This window comes from Methylobacterium ajmalii (assembly GCF_016613415.1).
Lineage (GTDB): Bacteria > Pseudomonadota > Alphaproteobacteria > Rhizobiales > Beijerinckiaceae > Methylobacterium > Methylobacterium ajmalii.
On sequence record NZ_JACWCT010000001.1, the window covers coordinates 33,070 to 50,177 of the forward strand.

Here is a 17,108-nt window from a genome sequence, read left to right on the forward strand (position 1 = left end):
GCCGGGGCCGCTTCCCGTCTCACCCCGCCCGCACCCTCTGTCCCTGCAAGACCTGCCCGTCATGCCCGGCGATCCGCAGGTCGATCAGCGTCCCGGCCTCGACGCCCTCCGGCAGCCGGACCGGCAGAAAGCCCTCGGTGCGGCCGGTGCCGCCGCGCTCGGCGAGGACGCGACGGGTCTCGCCGACCTCGCGCTCGAGGCGGCGGGCGAAGGCGATCGCGCCGGCCTCGCGCAGGCGCGCGGCGCGCTCCTTGATCGCCGCCGGGGCGACCTGGGGCATCCGCGCGGCCGGGGTGCCGGGGCGGGGCGAGTAGGGGAAGACGTGGAGCTGGGCGAGGCCGCATTCCGCGACGAGGTCGAGGGAGCGGGCGAACTGCGCCTCGGTCTCGGTCGGGAAGCCGGCGATCAGGTCCGCGCCGAACACCGCGTCGGGGCGAAGAGCCCGGATCTCGGCGCAGAACCGGATCGCGTCGTCCCGGCCGTGGCGGCGCTTCATGCGCTTCAGGATCAGGTCGTCGCCGGCCTGGAGCGAGAGGTGGAGATGCGGCATCAGCCGCGCCTCCTCGGCGAAGGCCGCCACCAATTCGGGATCGGCCTCGACCGAATCGATCGAGGACAGGCGCAGGCGGTCGAGGTCGGGCACCCCGCGCAGGATCGCCCGCACCAGGGCGCCGAGGCTGGTCTCGCCGAGATCGCGGCCATAGGCGGTGAGGTCGACGCCGGTCAGCACCACCTCGCGGGTGCCCTCCGCCACCAGCGCACGGACCTGCGCCACGACCTCGGCGGCCGGCACCGAGCGCGAGTTGCCGCGCCCGAACGGGATGACGCAGAACGTGCAGCGGTGGTCGCAGCCGTTCTGCACCGGCAGGAAGGCGCGGGTGCGCGCCCGCATCGCCGTCGCCGCGGGCACCGGATCGGGGCCCGGCGCCATCACGTCGTCGATCCGCACCCGCTCGGGCGCGGGGACGGTCCAGGTCGCCGGGTCGAGCTTGCGGCGGTTGCCGACGATCTCGGCCACCTCCGGCATGGCGGCGTAGGCGTCGGTCTCGACCTGCGCGCCGCAGCCCGTCACCACCACCCGGGCCGCCGGGTTGGCGCGGGCGGCGGCCCGGATCGCCTTGCGGGCCTGGCGGCCGGCCTCGGCCGTGACCGCGCAGGTGTTGACGAGGAGAAGATCGGTGCGGCCCGCGGCTTCCGCCTGCCGGCGCATCGCCTCCGATTCGGCGGCGTTGAGGCGGCAGCCGAAGCTCAGGACCTCCACGCTCACGAGGCGGCCTCGAACAGCGAGGGCGCGAAGGTGCCCTCGTGCTCCAGCTCGGTCGGGCCGGTCATGCGGACGTGGTCGTCCTCGCCCCAGACGATGCGCAGATCGCCGCCCGGCAGGGTGACGGTGGCCTCGCGGTCGGTGAGGCGCAGGCGCGCCGCTGCGACGAGAGCGGCGCAGGCCGCCGTGCCGCAGGCCCGGGTCAGGCCGGCGCCGCGCTCCCACACCTTCAGGCGGATGTGGCCGCGGTCGAGGACCCGGGCGAGGGAGATGTTGGCCCGGTCCGGGAAGATCGGGTGGCATTCGAGCAGCGGCCCGACCCGGGCGAGGTCGTAGCTGTCGGGGTCGCGTTCGACGAAGAACACCGCGTGCGGGTTGCCCATGCTGACCGCCCCCGGCGAGTGCAGCACCGGATCGTCGATCGGCCCGACCTGCAGCTCGATGCGGCGGGTGTCGGGAAAGGGCTCGGCGAGGGGGATCTCGTCCCAGCGCAGGCGCGGCCGCCCCATGTCGACGGTGAAGTCCACCGGCGACACCCGCACGACCGCGAGCAGGCCGGGCCGGGTCTCGAGAAGCAGGTTCTCGCCCAGCGGCGGGCGCGCCATCGCGGGATCGTCCAGCATCGCCCAGGCGACGCAGCGGGTGCCGTTGCCGCAGGCGCCGGCCTCCGAACCGTCGGTGTTGTAGATCCGCACGAAGGCGTCGGTGCCCGGGGTGACGGGATCGTGCAGCACCATCATCTGGTCGAAGCGCGAGGCCGGGTCGGCCGCGATGGCCCGGGCCTCGGCGGGCTGCACCCGCACGTCGCTCCCGCGCAGGTCCAGAACCACGATCTCGTTGCCGAGCCCGTTCATCTTCAGGAAGCGGCGATGGGCGAGGGGGGACACGGGCGGGGTTCTCCGGCGGGCACATGGGACAGGGGCCGGCCGCTGTATGGACCAGAACCGGTCCGCAGGCGAGACGAGGGCGATCCGTGGGGCCGATGCTCACGGTCTCGCGATGAGGGCGCAACGGCTTTGCGCTTGACGCGTTCGACCGGGCCGGCGATGCCGGCCCTACGCCAGAGCCGGCCGGCCCTCCGCCGGCCCCTGCCAGAGCCGGCCCCGGCCGGCCTACGCCAGAGACCGGAGCGTTCCGCCCGTGATGAAGACCCGCCTCCCGACGATCGCGATCGGCCTCGCCGCGTCCCTGGCCTGCGGGGCCTCCGTTCTGGCCCAGGCGCCCGCGCCGGCCCCTGTGCCGTCGACCGCAGCGCCCCCGGCCGCGACGCCCTCGCCGGCCCAGACGACGCCGCTGCCGACCACCACGGCCCCGGGCCCCGGCCCGGGCGCGAACCAGGCACCGACGCCACCCGCCCCCGAGAAGGCGCTGCTGCCCGGGACCCCGGCGGTGCCGCCCGCCGCGCCGGCGCCGTCGAGCGCCAACCGACCGCCCCTCGTCGCCAATCCGGGCGACCCGTCGGACGTCGACGAGGTGACGCTGCCGGCCAAGCCCGCCGCGATCCTGTCCGGCAACGCGAAGTGGGACCAGGCGGTGCCGAGCCTCAAGGAGGCGATCGCCAAGGTCGAGGCGGCTTTGGCCCAGGCCGGCATCAAGGCCAACGGCAAGCCGATCTCGGTCTTCAACCGCACCGACGACGACGGCTTCCAGTACGAGGTGATGGTGCCGGTCGAAGCGGTGCCGAACCCGCGCCCCGCCGGCCTGCCCGACGACCTGCGCTTCGGCGCGACCCCGAGCGGCAAGGCCCTGCGCTTCACCCACAAGGGGCCCTACGAGGGCATCGACCAGACCTACGAGACGGTGACGGCCTATCTCGACGCCAAGGGCATCCTGGTCCAGGACGCCTTCGTCGAGGAGTACCTGACGCCGCTCGCGAGCCCGTCCGACGAGGCGCTCGAGGTCAACATCTACGCCCTGCCGAAGTAGGAGCCGCGCGCCGTCCCGAATGACCGGAGCGTGCGTGGGATGACATCCGGGACTCGGGAAGCCGCGGAGCGGAAGACCGCGCCCCGATCCGGGATCGATCTCAGACGATACGCCGTAGAGACATACCTCGAAGGCCGTGGGCCGGAGGCCGCGGACGGGATCGGTCGGACCCCGCCGCGGGACGGCGATCCCGGGCGCTACAGCAACGTCCCCTTCAGGATCACCAGCGCCACCGTGAAGTAGATCACCAGCCCCGACACGTCGACGAGGGTGGCGACGAACGGGGCCGAGGCGGTGGCGGGGTCGAAGCCGACGCGCTGGAGCACGAAGGGCAGCATCGAGCCGGTGAGCGAGCCGAACAGCACGATGCCGACGAGCGCGGTGCCGACGGTCGCGGCCACCAGGAACCAGTGCTCGCCGTAATCGTAGAAGCCGAGCTTCTGCCAGATCACGATCCGCACCACGCCGATCGTCCCGAGGATCGCCCCGAGCGTGAGCCCGGCCGGGATCTCGCGGAGCGCCACCCGCCACCAGTCGCTCAAGCGCACCTGGTGGAGGGCGAGCGCCCGGATCAGCAGCGAGGTCGCCTGCGAGCCGGAATTGCCGCCCGAGCTCATGATGAGCGGGATGAAGAGGGTCAGCACCAGGGCCTTTTCCAGCTCGCCCTCGAAGCCCTGCATCGCGCTGGCGGTCAGCATCTCGGACAGGAAGAGCACGCAGAGCCAGCCGGCCCGCTTGCGGATCATGGTCAGGAAGTTGATCGACATGTAGGGCTCGTCGAGCGCCTCCATGCCGCCGAAGCGCTGCACGTCCTCGGTCTGCTTCTGGATCATCGCGTCGATCACGTCGTCGACGGTGACGATGCCGACCACCTGGTTGGTGGCGTCGACCACCGGGATCGCCAGGAGGTCGTATTTCGAGATCAGGCGGGCCGCCTGGTCGCGGCTGGCATCGGCCGAGACCACCACCGGGCGGCGGCTCGGCGCCACCGACAGGATGTTGTCCTCCGGGTTGCCGGTGATGAGGCGGCGCAAGGGGACCGCCTTGGCGAGCGCCCCGGTGCGCGGATCGAGGACGAAGATCGAGTAGATCGTCTCGCGGGTGCGCTCGACCTTGCGGATGTAGTCGAGGGTGAGCCCCACCGTCCACGTCGTCGGCACGGCGACGAACTCGGTCGTCATGATCGAGCCGACGCTCTCTTCCGGATAGGCGATGAGCTTGTCGACCGCCCCGCGGGTCTCGACGTCGAGGCGGGTGCGCAGGTCGGAGCGGCCCGGCTCCTCGATCTCGCGGAAGACGTCGGTGACCCGGTCGGCCGACATCCCCGACAGGAACGAGGCGACGCGGTCGCGCGGCAGCATCTCGATGATGTCGGGGGCGCAGTCGAGCTCGGGCTGGTCCAGCACCTCGACGGCACGGTCGTGCGGCAGGCTGAGCAGGATGGCGGCCGCCACCTCCGGCGCCTCCCGGTTCAGGGCCTCGACGATATCGGGGGCGCTCTCCTCGGAGAGGCGCGCGGCGAGGGCGGCGGGCTCGACGGGGGCGTCGATCACGGTGTCGGTCATGGCTCACCTGTTGGGCGCTGGCGTCGGCCGGCCGTCTCCGGCCGGTCGCGGCGAGCCGCCGAAAGGCTGAGCGCGCGGGACCTCAGGCCGAAGACGGCAAGGGCGGTCGACTGTGACTGTCGCTCGGCATGGAGTCGGGGGTGTCCGGGAATGCTGCGGCGCGAGAGCGCGCTGCGGGCGACCCGTCACTGCGCCGGGCGGGGGCTTGCGTCAAGAGGGGAACCGCGGGCGCGCAATCGGAATTCGTAAGCGGGGTCTCGTCGACTTGGAGCCCCTGGAAACATTCGAGAAAACCTTGGGGAAGCCCCGGGGAAACCGCGGGAGCCACGATGGTCACGACACGCATCCGCACCTTCTCGGATTTCGCCGCCGCGGTCGCCCGGGCGGCGGGGCGCCCCGGCACCTTCGCGGCGAGCCTGCTGCTGATCGCGGTGTGGGCGTTGACCGGCCCGCTGTTCCACTACTCGGACACTTGGCAGCTGATCATCAACACCGGCACGACCATCGTGACGTTCCTGATGGTGTTCCTGATCCAGAACACCCAGAACCGCGACGGCGCGGCGATCCAGGCCAAGCTCGACGAGCTGATCCGGGCGAGCGCGGCCCAGAACGCCTATATCGGCATCGAGAACCTGACCGAGGAGGAGCTCGACGGCCTGCGCGCCCGCTGCGAGGCGCGGGCTCGGGACTTTCGCCTCAGCGAGGCCGCGGACGCCGCCGAGGAGGCGGCCAACGCCAAGGCCGAGGCGGCGGCCCGGGCCGCGACCGGATCGCGCGGCGGCCTTAGGCGCTGAGCCGGCGGGCCTGCTCCATCTCGCCCCCCATCATCCGGGCGAGCCGCAGGATGTCGCCGATCACGTAGGGCTTGGTCACGAAGATGCTGCCAGACACCGCCGGGTGGTGCAGGTTGGCGGTGGTCGAGGAATAGATTACCGGGCGGTGCGGCTGGATCTGCCGGAAGGCCTCGGCGACGCTCCAGCCGTCGACGAGGCCGGGCAGCCGGATGTCGGTGAGGAGCCAGTCGATCCGGGCGCCGTGCTCGCGCAGCAGCATCAGGGCCGCCTCGCCGCTCGAAGCGGTCAGCGTCGCGACCCCGTGCTGCTCGCACAGGGTCACCAGGAGCTCGAGCAGCATGTAGCTGTCCTCGACGATCAGCACGCAGGGCCGGTCGCCGGGGCGGCGCGGGACGTCCGGTCGGGGCGTCGGAGGCGGGGGGAGAGGCGCTGGCATCGCCGGACGGTCCCGATGATCGATTCCCCGACGCTCGCGCGAATTGGTTAACCGCACGTCAATCCCGTGGCCGGCGCTGCCGTGCCCGGACCGCCCGATCTGTGGCCTTCGTGCAACGGCGTGGCGGCCCGTGGCCGGCCGGCCGGCGGCGCCGCAGCGTGGCCGTATTTCGACGGTGTTGTGTCGCCGGTTCCGGTCACCGTGCGGGGCCGACAGGTACCGGCCGGCGCGTCGAGGTCCCGTCAAGGTTGACGGAACCTTCGCTTAACCGGCCGGGACTACAGACGATCCGGTGTTCCAGTTCGTGGCGCCGCCGGACGGGAGGATCCGCTCCGGGCCGTCGCCGGGCGCGGCCCCGCCCGGGGCCGCCAGAGGAGTTTTGGTCGATGTCGCTGCCGCTCGCGCCCCTGCGCGCGCTCAAGATCGCCGCCGCCTTCGGGCTCGCCCTCTCGATGGCCGCCTGCGCGAGCAACAACGACCTCGCCGACGCCTCCGCGGCCTACGGCGCCGGGGGCGCGGGCGGGGCCGGCGGGTACGGGGGCCGCGGCGGCCCCGCGACGCCGGGCAGCGCCCAGGACTTCGTGGTCAACATCGGCGACCGGGTCTTCTTCGATTCCGACTCGACCGACCTGAACCCCACCGCCGTCGCCACCCTCGACAAGCAGGCCCAGTGGCTGCAGCGCTACCCGCGCTACACCTTCCTGATCGAGGGCCACGCCGACGAGCGCGGCACCCGCGAGTACAACTTCTCCCTCGGCGCCCGCCGCTCGCAGGCGGTGCGGGACTACCTCGCCTCCCGGGGCATCGGCTCGAACCGCATGCGCACGGTGTCCTACGGCAAGGAGCGTCCGGTCGCGGTCTGCAACGACATCTCGTGCTGGTCGCAGAACCGCCGCGCCGTCACGGTGCTCGACGGCGGCGCCGGCTCCTGAGCCTCGACAGGGGAGGGCGGCCCCGGCCGCCCCCTTTTGCCGGGAGGCGCGGCTTCTGCTAACCCGCCCTCCCGAGCGCGGACTCGCCGAGTGCGGACCCGCAGCCTGACCCGAGCCGTGATGCGCCCCGCCATGCTTCGCCGCCTGTTCCTTGCCCCCGTCCTCGCCGTCTCGGGGCTCGCCCTCGCCGCCGCCTGCCCGGCCGCGGCCCAGGACGCGTCGGAGTTCGTGGTGCGCCTCAACCGGCTCGAGAACCAGTCGCGCCAGATGTCCGGGCAGATCGAGTCGCTCCAGTACGAGAACCGCCAGCTCAAGGAGCAGCTGCGCAAGTTCCAGGAGGACGTCGAGTTCCGGTTCCAGGAGTCGAAGGGCGGCCAGCGCCCGGCTTCCGCGACCCCGCCGGCCAAGCCGCACAAGCGCAGCGACGCCTTCGATCCGTCCCAGAACCCCGATGCCCCGGGCGCCCCGCAGGCGCTCGGCACCGCCCAGGCCTCCGGCGCGACCCCGTCCCAGGCGACTCCCGCCGCGCCGCGCCCCGCCGCGACCCCGAACGCCACCGCCGCGCTGAGCGCGCCCCGCGGCGCGATCGAGGACGAGACCCCCGATTACGGCGCCCCCGTGGACCTGCGCCCGCCGGCTCGCGCCGCCGCCCCGGCCGCGACGCCGGCGCCGCGCCCCTCCGCCAGCGTCGCCGCCACCGGCACCGGCGACGCGAAGGCCGATTACGAGGCGGCCTACGCCTACGTGCTGCAGCGCCAGTACGAGCAGGCCGAGATGAGCCTGCGCCAGTTCATCCAGTCGCATCCCAGGGACACCCTGGTGCCGGACGCGACCTATTGGCTTGGCGAGAGCTACCTGCAGCGCAACCGCACCCGCGAGGCGGCCGAGCAGTTCCTGAAGGTCTCGACCGACTACGCCCGCTCGCGCAAGGCACCGGACGCGATGCTGAAGCTCGGCGCCTCGCTCAACGCGCTCGGCGCCCGCGAGCAGGCCTGCGCCACCCTGGCCGAGCTGGAGCGCAAGTTCCCGCAGGCCTCCTCGACCGTGAAGCAGGGCGTCGACCGCGAGCAGCGGCGGGCGCGCTGCGCCGCGTGAGCGGCCCGGCCCGAGCGGCTGCGCGGAGCCTGACCGAAGCCGATTTCCGCATCGCGAATCGATCCGCGGGCAATCGTACGAGAAGCCCGGTGTGAGAAACGCCGCATGAGCGACCGGGAGGCTCCCCTCGGCCCGTGCGAGCGCGACGATCTCCTCCATCCCTGGATCGGACCCGGCACGCCCTACCGGAGCGCCGTGCTCGCGGTGTCGGGCGGGCCCGATTCGACCGCCCTGATGGGCTGCGCCGCGCTCCTCGACGCCGCCATCCCGCTTCTCGTCGCCACGGTCGATCACGGCCTGCGGCAGAGCTCGCGCGCGGAGGCCGAGGGTGTCGCGGATCTCGCCGCGCGCTTCGGCCTGCCGCACCGGATCCTGTCCTGGACCGGGCCGAAGCCGGCCGCACGGCTGCAGGCGGCGGCGCGGGCCGAGCGTTACCGCCTTCTCGCGGCTCTCGCCGACGAGGCCGGGGCCGACCTGGTGCTGACCGCCCACACCCGCGACGACCAAGCCGAGACGGTGCTGATGCGGCTCTGCGCCGGCTCCGGCCCGGCAGGGCTCGCCGGGATGGCACCGGCCCGCCTCCTCCACGGCCCGGGTCCCGTTCGTGTCACCCTCGGCCGGCCCTTCCTCGACGTGCCGAAGGCCCGCCTCGTGACGACCTGCGAGGCCCATGGCTGGCCGTTCGTCCGCGATCCCTCGAACGCCGACCCGCGCTTCGGCCGCGCCCGGCTGCGGCGCCTGCTGCCGCTGCTGGCCGAGGAGGGCTTGAGCGCCGAGCGCCTCGCCCGCCTTGCCGGTCGGCTACGCCGCGACGAGGCGGCCTTGGCGCAGGCCGCCGCCGCGGCGTTCCACGACCTGCAACGGACCGATCCGGCGGGGGAGGGACGCCTCGTCCTCGACGGTCCCGGCCTCGCGGCCCTGCCGGAGGCGGTAGCCCTTCGGGTCGCGGGGCTCGGGCTCGAGGCGATCGGCGGGCACGGGCCGGCCCTGCGGCTCGAACGGCTGGAGCGGGTGCTTCTCGGCGAGGTTCTGCCGGCCCTGCGGGCGGGGGCCGCCTGCCGGCGCACGGTGGCGGGCCTCCTCCTCACCGCCCGTGGCGGCCGGCTGGTCCTGGAGCCAGAGCCGCCGCGCCGGCGCCCGCCAGCGGCGTGACGCGCGGGCAGGGGATGCGCGAGCGATGCGGCGCGCGGCGCCGCAGGCGCGGGGCCATTACTTGGCAAGCACCGGGTGGGTGCCTACATTGCGTTCCGAGTGCCGGTGCCCAACCCAGCACGCCCGCGCGGCGCCGCGCTCCTCAGGGATTGACTCTTCGATGAACCCCAATTTCCGAAATTTCGCCCTGTGGGTCGTCATCTTCCTGCTGGTGCTGGCCCTCGTGACCCTGTTCCAGAATCCGGGTCACCGCTCGGGCGGCGGGGAGATCGCCTACAGCCAGCTCCTGAACGACGCCGAGGCGGGCCGCATCCAGAACGTGGTCATCTCCGGCCAGGAGGTGAGCGGCAGCTACACGAGCGGCGGCACCTTCACGACCTACGCGCCGAACGACCCCTCGCTGGTGTCGAAGCTGCAGGGCAAGGGCGTGACCATCACGGCCCGTCCGCCCTCCGACAACACGCCGTGGTTCATCGCGCTGCTCGTCAACTGGCTGCCGATCCTGGTGTTCATCGGAGCCTGGATCTTCCTGTCGCGCCAGATGCAGTCGGGCGCCGGCCGGGCCATGGGCTTCGGCAAGTCCAAGGCGAAGCTCCTGACCGAGGCCCATGGCCGCGTGACCTTCGAGGACGTGGCGGGCGTCGACGAGGCCAAGGAGGATCTCCAGGAGATCGTCGAGTTCCTGCGCGACCCGCAGAAGTTCCAGCGCCTCGGCGGCCGGATCCCGCGCGGCGTGCTGCTGGTCGGCCCCCCCGGCACCGGTAAGACCCTGATCGCCCGGGCGGTCGCGGGCGAGGCCAACGTGCCGTTCTTCACCATCTCGGGCTCGGACTTCGTCGAGATGTTCGTCGGCGTCGGCGCCAGCCGCGTCCGCGACATGTTCGACCAGGCGAAGAAGAACGCCCCCTGCATCATCTTCATCGACGAGATCGACGCCGTCGGCCGCCACCGCGGCGCGGGCCTGGGCGGCGGCAACGACGAGCGCGAGCAGACCCTCAACCAGCTCCTCGTGGAGATGGACGGCTTCGAGGCCAACGAGGGCATCATCATCATCGCGGCGACCAACCGCCCCGACGTGCTTGACCCCGCCCTGCTGCGCCCGGGCCGCTTCGACCGCCAGATCATCGTGCCGAACCCGGACGTGATCGGCCGCGAGCGCATCCTGCGCGTCCACGTCCGCAAGGTCCCGCTCTCCCCCGACGTCGACCTGAAGGTGATCGCCCGCGGCACCCCCGGCTTCTCGGGCGCCGACCTGATGAACCTCGTCAACGAGGCGGCCCTGCTGGCGGCGCGCCGCGGCAAGCGCATCGTCACGATGCACGAGTTCGAGGACGCCAAGGACAAGGTGATGATGGGTGCCGAGCGGCGCACCCTCGTCATGACCGAGGACGAGAAGCGGCTGACCGCCTATCACGAGGGCGGCCACGCCATCGTGGCCTTCAACGTCCCGGCGACCGATCCCGTCCACAAGGCGACGATCATCCCCCGCGGCCGGGCGCTCGGCATGGTCATGCAGCTGCCGGAGCGCGACAAGCTGTCGATGTCCTTCGAGCAGATGACCTCTCGCCTCGCCATCATGATGGGCGGCCGCGTCGCCGAGGAGATGATCTTCGGCCACGACAAGGTCACCTCCGGCGCCCAGTCGGACATCGAGCAGGCGACCCGTCTTGCCCGGATGATGGTGACCCGCTGGGGCTTCAGCCCCGAGCTCGGCACTGTCGCCTACGGCGAGAACAATGACGAGGTCTTCCTCGGCATGCAGGTCAACCGGCAGCAGAACGTGTCGGAGGCCACCGCCCAGAAGATCGACGCCGAGGTCCGCCGCCTGATCGAGGCCGGCCTGCAGGATGCCCGCCGCATCCTCAGCGAGCGTCACGCCGACCTGGAGGCCCTGGCCCGCGGCCTCCTCGAGTACGAGACCCTGTCGGGTGACGAGATCCGCGATCTCATCAACGGCAAGCCTCCCGTGCGCGATGCCGGCGACTACCCGACCAACCCGAGCCGCGGCTCGCCGGTCCCCTCCGCCGGCCGCGGCCGGCCGCGGGAGAACGACGGTGGCTACGAGCCCCAGCCCCAGGCCTGACGGCGCCGGGGCGACCGAACGAGCCGGGGCGGGCTAAAAAGTCCACACCGGCCGGTTTTTGCAGCGAGGGGCGGCGGGAGGGATCCCGTCGCCCCTTGTCGTTGTGGCAGAGCCCCAAAATAACCCAACCAACGTGTGACCGCGTCCGGCGGGAAGAGGCGGCATCGGTCGCCGCGCCCCGAGCGGCGCGGCCTAGCGCCGACGGCCCGGACGGGACAGGGAGACGACGAGCGTGCGCAAGTATTTCGGGACCGACGGCATCCGGGGCCGGGCCAACGGCGTGATCACGCCGGAACTCGCGCTCAAGGTCGGCCAGGCCGCCGGGCTCGTGTTCCTGCGCGGCGACCACCGCCACCGGGTGGTGATCGGCAAGGATACCCGGCTGTCGGGCTACATGATCGAGACGGCGCTCGTCGCCGGCTTCACCTCGGTCGGCATGGACGTGATGCTGCTCGGCCCGATGCCGACGCCGGCCGTGGCGATGCTGACCCGCTCGATGCGCGCCGATATCGGGGTGATGATCTCGGCCTCGCACAACCCGTTCGAGGATAACGGCATCAAGATCTTCGGGCCCGACGGGTTCAAGCTCTCCGACGAGGTCGAGCGCGAGATCGAGCGCCTGATCGACTCGAATCTCCAGACCAAGCTCGCCGGCTCGCAGGACCTCGGCCGGGCCAAGCGGATCGAGAGCGTGCATGCCCGCTACATCGAGTTCGCCAAGCGCACCCTGCCGCGGGCGCTGACCCTCGACGGGCTGCGGGTGGTGGTCGACTGCGCCAACGGCGCGGCCTACCGGGTGGCGCCCGAGACGCTGTGGGAGCTCGGCGCCGAGGTGATCGCCATCGGCACCGAGCCGGACGGCTTCAACATCAACCGCGACGTCGGCTCGACCGCCCCCGAGGCGCTCGTCGGCAAGGTGCGCGAGCTGCGCGCCGATATCGGCATCGCGCTGGACGGCGACGCCGACCGGGTGCTGATCGTCGACGAGAAGGGCCAGCGGGTCGACGGCGACCAGCTGATGGCGGTGGTCGCCCGGTCCTGGCAGGAGGACCAGCGGCTGACGAAGAACGGCATCGTCGCCACCATCATGTCGAATCTCGGCCTCGAGCGCTATCTCGGGGGCTTGGGCCTCGGCATGGTCCGCACCGCCGTCGGCGACCGCTACGTGCTCGAGCACATGCGCGAGCACGGCTACAACCTCGGCGGCGAGCAGTCCGGCCACATCATCATGTCGGACTACGCCACCACCGGCGACGGGCTGGTGGCGGCGCTCCAGCTCCTCTCGGTCGTGCAGCGCCAGCAGCGCCCGGTGAGCGAGGTCTGCCACTGCTTTGAGCCGCTGCCGCAGGTGCTCAAGAACGTGCGCTACGGCGCCGGCCGCGAGCCGCTGCGCCAGGACAGCGTCGTCACCGCCATCGAGGGCGCCCGCCAGCGCCTCGGCGAGGGCGGCCGCCTCGTCATCCGTCCCTCCGGCACCGAGCCGGTGATCCGCGTGATGGCCGAGGGCGACGACCGCGACCTCGTGGTCCAGGTCGTCGACGACGTGATCGAGGCCCTGCGCAAGGTCGCGGCCTGAGCGAGGACGCCCCCACCGTCGCGCGATCGACGGACGAGGCGCGGGAACCCGCCGCCTCGTCCGGCGGAGGCATTGCGCGCGTGGCGGAAATCCGGGTCTCCCCGGTTTGTGCCGGCGCTGCGTCCTGCCGGATGCAGTCTCGCGCGAAAGCAACGATTTCTCAGGCATAAGGCTTAACGTTAAGGTCGGGTTTACCGAACGCGGCAAGAGTCGTGACGTCTTTCGGAACGGCCGCCCGATCTCCAGCGGCCCTTCGCAACAGGGAACCGTCATGGGCCGCAGCAAGCCACTCGCGCTGGCGCGCATCTTCACGCTCGCTGCGAGCGTGGCCGCGCCGGGGCTCGTTCACGCCGCCGACCTCCTGCCCCCGCCGCCGATGCCGCTGCCGCCCCCGCCGGTTGAGATCGGCGGCAGCTGGTACCTGCGCGGCGATGTCGGCGTCGGCATCCTCGATCTGCGTAAGACGGTCGTCGAGGACGTCTCGACCCCGCGCGTCCCCTACAAGTACACCGCGATCGAGGACCACGTCGGCGACCAGGCCTTCGTCGGCGTCGGCGTCGGCTACCAGTACAATCCCTGGCTGCGCTTCGACGTCACCGGCGAGTACCGCACGCAGGCGGAATGGCGCTTCCTGGCCGAGGACCGGTCCTACGACACCCGCGGCGGCTACAACCTCACCACGGGCAAGTTCTCGTCCGTCGTCGGCCTGGCGAACGGCTACGTCGATCTCGGCAACTGGTACGGCATCACCCCGTTCGTCGGCGCCGGCGTGGGCTTTGCCCACCACATGTTCGGCAGCGTGACGGACCAGGGCCAGGGCACCTACGCCGGCGGCCTCGGCTACGGGCGCGCCAAGGACAAGACCAACTTCGCCTGGGCGGCCCATGCCGGTCTCAGCTACGCGGTCACGCCCAACCTCAAGCTCGAGCTCGCCTACCGCTACCTGAACATGGGCGAGGCCGAGACCGGCGTCGTCGGCTGCCTGCCGAGCTGCGCCCTCAAGACGGTGTACCGCGCCAAGGAGCTCGAGTCGCACGACATCAAGCTCGGCATGCGCTGGATGTTCGGCGCGCCGGTCGTGACCGCCGCCTACGAGCCTCCCCCGCCGCCGATGCCGATGGCGCCGCTGGTGCGCAAGTACTGAAAAACCTCGCACACGCCCGCCCCCGCATCGGGGGCGGGCGGCGCGGCGAAAGGCACTTAAGGTTAAGGGCCCGCTAACCTTGCGGTCTTAATCCTCGTCATCGGGCCCGCGGGTCCGTCCGGCACGATCACGACGTACGCCCCGGCTGAGGAGCCGACCGGGCAGAAGAGGGCGCCCCATGGCACGGTTCGGTCACTGCATTCCGGTCGCGGCCTTCGGGCTCGGCCTGCTCGGCGCGCCGGCCCTCGCCGCCGATCTGCTCCCGGCGCTTCCGCCGCCGCCCCCGCCGCCGGTCGCCCCGGTGGAAGTCGGCTCCGGCTGGTACCTGCGCGGCGACTACACGGCGAGCGACTTCCGCCACCCGAAGGACGGCACGTTGCCGGGCACCGACGGCGCGCCGCTCGTCGGCTTCCGCATGGGGAGCACCGACGGATACGGCGGCGGCATCGGCTACCGCTTCAACAGCTTCCTGCGCGCCGACGTCACCATCGACGGGCGTACCCACAGCCGCTTCCGCGACTATTCCTCGCGCACGCTGTTCACCGAGGGCTTCAACACCGAGGCCGGCAAGATCGACGTCCTGACCGGCCTGTTCAACGTTTACGTCGACCTCGGCACCTGGTGGGGCTTGACCCCGTATGTCGGCGCCGGCGTCGGCATGGCGAGCAACCGCTTCCGCGATGCCTGGACCGGCACGACCTGCTACACCACCGCCTGCGGCGGCGGCGTCGACGGCGTGTACAAGCTCGGCGGCCAGGGCTTCGACGTGCGCGCCAACCACACCGCGATCGGCCTCGCCTGGGCGGCGATGGCGGGCATCTCCTACGAGATCGGCGCCGGCGTGAGCGTCGATGCCAGCTACCGCTACCTCAATGCCGGCAAGGCGCGCTCGGGCTTCGACGCCTTCGCCCAGAACACCCGCATCAAGGACATCACCGCCAACGAGTTCCGGGTCGGCCTGCGCTGGGCCTTCGGCAACGGCCTGGCGCTGCCGGGGCTCGGCGGGCTGACCTACTGAGCCTTCATGCCGACGGTCGCCGAGGAGCGCCGCCGGCACCGCGCATGCGCCGTCACCATCGATCGAACCGCCCGGTGCGCCCGTCGCACCGGGCGTTTGACTTTGGGGAAGCGACTCGCAGAAACCAGTTTCCGGAAACGCAATATTAAGGTTACCGAGTCATTCTGCCCATAACGGCGCGGCGACGACTGCCGATCGAATGGCCGGGGGCGGGTCCACCATGCGTTTCGCGATTCTCGGAATTCTGGCCGGTCTGGGCCTCGGCGCACCGCTGGCGGCGCAGGCCGCCGACCTCGATTTCGGGGTCCTGCGCGGCGGCGACTACGATCCCGTCGCCGCCCCGTCGCCGACCGTCTGGGACGGCATCTATGTCGGCGGCCATGGCGGCTGGTCGAGCGCGAGCTTCGGCTTCGGCGCGGTCTACCAGCCGATCGTCGCCGAAGTTCTGCGGGCCCGCGCGATCGAGAGCGACCTGCAAGCCTCGACGCTGCTGCACGCCGGCTCGGTGCGCCGGGACGGGGTGAGCTTCGGCGCCTATGCCGGCGTGAACTATCAGTTCGACGACGCGGTCTTCGGCATCGAGCTCGACTACACCCATTCCGGAATCACCGGGCGGGCGCTGACCAACACAATCGGTCGCAGCATCACCGGCAGCAACGGTGACTACCGCGCCATCAACCTGCGCGGCGACGCCTCGACGGAGATCGGGGACTACGCCACGATCCGGGCGCGGGCCGGCTACGCGATGGGCAACCTCATGCCCTACGTCACCGGCGGTCTCGCCATCGGCCGGGCGCAGGTCACGGAGCGCGTCTCGGTCCAGGCCTACGAGTTCGACCAGACGACCTACCGCGCCAACCAGTCGATCACCGACCCGTCGAAGCGCCCCCCGCTCTGGAATGCCGGCTACCGCACGTTCGACCAGACCGATGCGACCTTCAACCCCTACGCGCCGACCGCGGGCCAGCTCCTCGCCCCCGTCGTGGTGGGGCGCACCAAGGAGAAGATCGTCGGCGGCTTCGCGGCGGGCGCGGGCCTCGAATACGCGATCACCCCGGGCCTCATCCTGCGCGCCGAGTACCAGTACGTCCTGTTCAGCGATTTCGACGGCCACAAGTCGAACATCAACACCGTGCGCGGCGGTGCCGCGGTGAAGTTCTAGGTCCCGTTCACGGCGGGCGCTTGCGGGCGCGGCTCCGCCGCGCCACCCTGCCGGGCCGCCCCGCGAGAAGAGGCGGACCGAAGGGCAGGAGATTCCCGATGCAGCGTCTGGCCGGCAAGGTCGCCCTGGTGACGGGCGGCGCGCGGGGGATCGGGCTCGCCATCGCGCGGCGCTTCGCCCGCGAGGGGGCGGCCGCGGTGATCCTCGCCGACATCGACGCGGCGCAGGCCGAGCGCGTCGCGGCCGAGAACCCCGCCTTCGAGCCCTGCGCTCTCGACGTGACCCGGGACGAGGACTGGACCCGGGCGGTCGACCGCACGATCTCCCGCCACGGCGGCCTCGACGTGCTGATCAACAATGCCGGCATCGCCGTCGTCGGCACGATCGAATCCGTGACCCTGGAGGAGTGGCGCCGGGTCCAGGACGTCAACGTCGACGGCACCTTCCTGGGCTGCCGCCATGCCGTACGGGCGATGAAGCCGCCGGCCGGGCGGGGCGGGGCGATCGTCAACCTCTCGTCGGTCTCCGGCATCGTCGGCGGGCACAACCTCGCCGCCTACAACGCCTCGAAGGGGGCGGTGCGGCTCCTCACCAAGTCGGTCGCGCTGCATTGCGCGCGCCAGAATTACGGCGTGCGCTGCAACTCGATCCATCCGGGCTTCACCGAGACCGACATGCTGCGCGACCTCGCCGCAGGCAGCCGCCACAGCCCAGAGGAGCTGCGCCAGCGCCTGCAGGCCGCGGTGCCCCTGGGGCGCAACGCCGCGGCCGACGAGATCGCCGGGCTCGCCGCCTACCTCGCCTCCGACGAGGCCGGCTTCGTCACCGGGGCCGAGATGGTGATCGACGGCGGCGTGACCGCCCAATAAACGGCTGCCCCGAAAGTCGGAACCCGGCGGCAGGCTGCCCCCTCTACAGGTCGCCGATTCGCGGCTATTTGTATGCGCCGCAGCAAATTCTC

15 protein-coding genes are annotated in these 17,108 nt (G+C 71.9%); 11 read left to right on the forward strand and 4 right to left on the reverse strand.

Annotation, left to right across the window (positions count from 1 at the left end):
- Positions 1-19: 19 nt before the first annotated feature.
- Together mtaB and dapF are read right to left on the reverse strand one after the other, a co-directional pair.
- Positions 20-1,267, reverse strand: coding sequence for a tRNA (N(6)-L-threonylcarbamoyladenosine(37)-C(2))-methylthiotransferase MtaB (gene mtaB, locus HPY23_RS00145; RefSeq protein WP_091886921.1), 1,248 nt, complete (start codon positions 1,265-1,267; stop codon positions 20-22).
- Positions 1,264-2,151: a diaminopimelate epimerase gene (dapF, locus tag HPY23_RS00150; protein WP_091886924.1), complete on the reverse strand. Its 888-nt coding sequence runs from the start codon at positions 2,149-2,151 to the stop codon at positions 1,264-1,266. The genes mtaB and dapF overlap by 4 nt, the downstream gene beginning before the upstream one ends.
- A 256-nt stretch (positions 2,152-2,407) precedes the next feature.
- On the opposite strand from dapF, the gene HPY23_RS00155 reads away from it, so the two are divergent.
- Complete coding sequence (locus tag HPY23_RS00155) at positions 2,408-3,190, forward strand: GyrI-like domain-containing protein (RefSeq protein ID WP_091886927.1); 783 nt, start codon at positions 2,408-2,410, stop codon at positions 3,188-3,190.
- Positions 3,191-3,387: 197 nt separating this feature from the next.
- Here HPY23_RS00155 and mgtE read toward each other — a convergent pair whose 3' ends face one another.
- Positions 3,388-4,755 (reverse strand): magnesium transporter, encoded by a 1,368-nt coding sequence (mgtE, locus tag HPY23_RS00160; protein WP_060846211.1) that lies wholly within the window; start codon positions 4,753-4,755, stop codon positions 3,388-3,390.
- A 329-nt stretch (positions 4,756-5,084) separates the two neighbouring features.
- On the opposite strand from mgtE, the gene HPY23_RS00165 reads away from it, so the two are divergent.
- Positions 5,085-5,549 (forward strand): low affinity iron permease family protein, encoded by a 465-nt coding sequence (locus HPY23_RS00165; RefSeq protein ID WP_060846210.1) that lies wholly within the window; start codon positions 5,085-5,087, stop codon positions 5,547-5,549.
- On the opposite strand, the gene HPY23_RS00170 is transcribed toward HPY23_RS00165, so the two are convergent.
- A complete protein-coding gene (locus tag HPY23_RS00170) occupies positions 5,539-5,913 on the reverse strand; it encodes a response regulator (RefSeq protein WP_280142903.1) in 375 nt (124 codons plus the stop codon). The two genes, HPY23_RS00165 and HPY23_RS00170, sit on opposite strands and share 11 nt — an antisense overlap.
- Positions 5,914-6,371: 458 nt before the next feature.
- On the opposite strand from HPY23_RS00170, the gene pal reads away from it, so the two are divergent.
- From pal to HPY23_RS00215, 9 genes are all read left to right on the forward strand, one after another.
- Positions 6,372-6,917: a peptidoglycan-associated lipoprotein Pal gene (pal, locus tag HPY23_RS00175; protein ID WP_060846208.1), complete on the forward strand. Its 546-nt coding sequence runs from the start codon at positions 6,372-6,374 to the stop codon at positions 6,915-6,917.
- Positions 6,918-7,049: 132 nt separating this feature from the next.
- Positions 7,050-8,012 (forward strand): tol-pal system protein YbgF, encoded by a 963-nt coding sequence (gene ybgF, locus HPY23_RS00180; RefSeq protein WP_091887056.1) that lies wholly within the window; start codon positions 7,050-7,052, stop codon positions 8,010-8,012.
- A 105-nt stretch (positions 8,013-8,117) separates the two neighbouring features.
- Positions 8,118-9,164, forward strand: a complete 1,047-nt coding sequence (tilS, locus tag HPY23_RS00185) for a tRNA lysidine(34) synthetase TilS (protein ID WP_091886932.1) — start codon at positions 8,118-8,120, stop codon at positions 9,162-9,164.
- A gap of 160 nt (positions 9,165-9,324) precedes the next feature.
- The gene (ftsH, locus tag HPY23_RS00190) at positions 9,325-11,247 is read left to right on the forward strand and encodes an ATP-dependent zinc metalloprotease FtsH (RefSeq protein WP_060846206.1); all 1,923 of its coding nucleotides are present in this window, start codon (positions 9,325-9,327) and stop codon (positions 11,245-11,247) included.
- 232 nt (positions 11,248-11,479) lie between these two features.
- Entirely contained in the window at positions 11,480-12,823 is a 1,344-nt protein-coding gene (gene glmM / locus HPY23_RS00195) for a phosphoglucosamine mutase (protein WP_091886934.1), read from the forward strand.
- 271 nt (positions 12,824-13,094) lie between these two features.
- Positions 13,095-13,967 carry an outer membrane protein gene (locus tag HPY23_RS00200; RefSeq protein WP_091886936.1) on the forward strand — a complete coding sequence of 291 codons (873 nt, stop codon included), beginning with the start codon at positions 13,095-13,097 and terminating at the stop codon, positions 13,965-13,967.
- 178 nt (positions 13,968-14,145) lie between these two features.
- Complete coding sequence (locus HPY23_RS00205) at positions 14,146-14,985, forward strand: outer membrane protein (RefSeq protein ID WP_091886937.1); 840 nt, start codon at positions 14,146-14,148, stop codon at positions 14,983-14,985.
- 220 nt (positions 14,986-15,205) lie between these two features.
- Complete coding sequence (locus HPY23_RS00210; protein WP_091887058.1) at positions 15,206-16,147, forward strand: outer membrane protein; 942 nt, start codon at positions 15,206-15,208, stop codon at positions 16,145-16,147.
- Positions 16,148-16,245: 98 nt separating this feature from the next.
- Positions 16,246-17,016: a glucose 1-dehydrogenase gene (locus tag HPY23_RS00215; protein WP_091886939.1), complete on the forward strand. Its 771-nt coding sequence runs from the start codon at positions 16,246-16,248 to the stop codon at positions 17,014-17,016.
- Positions 17,017-17,108: the final 92 nt, after the last annotated feature.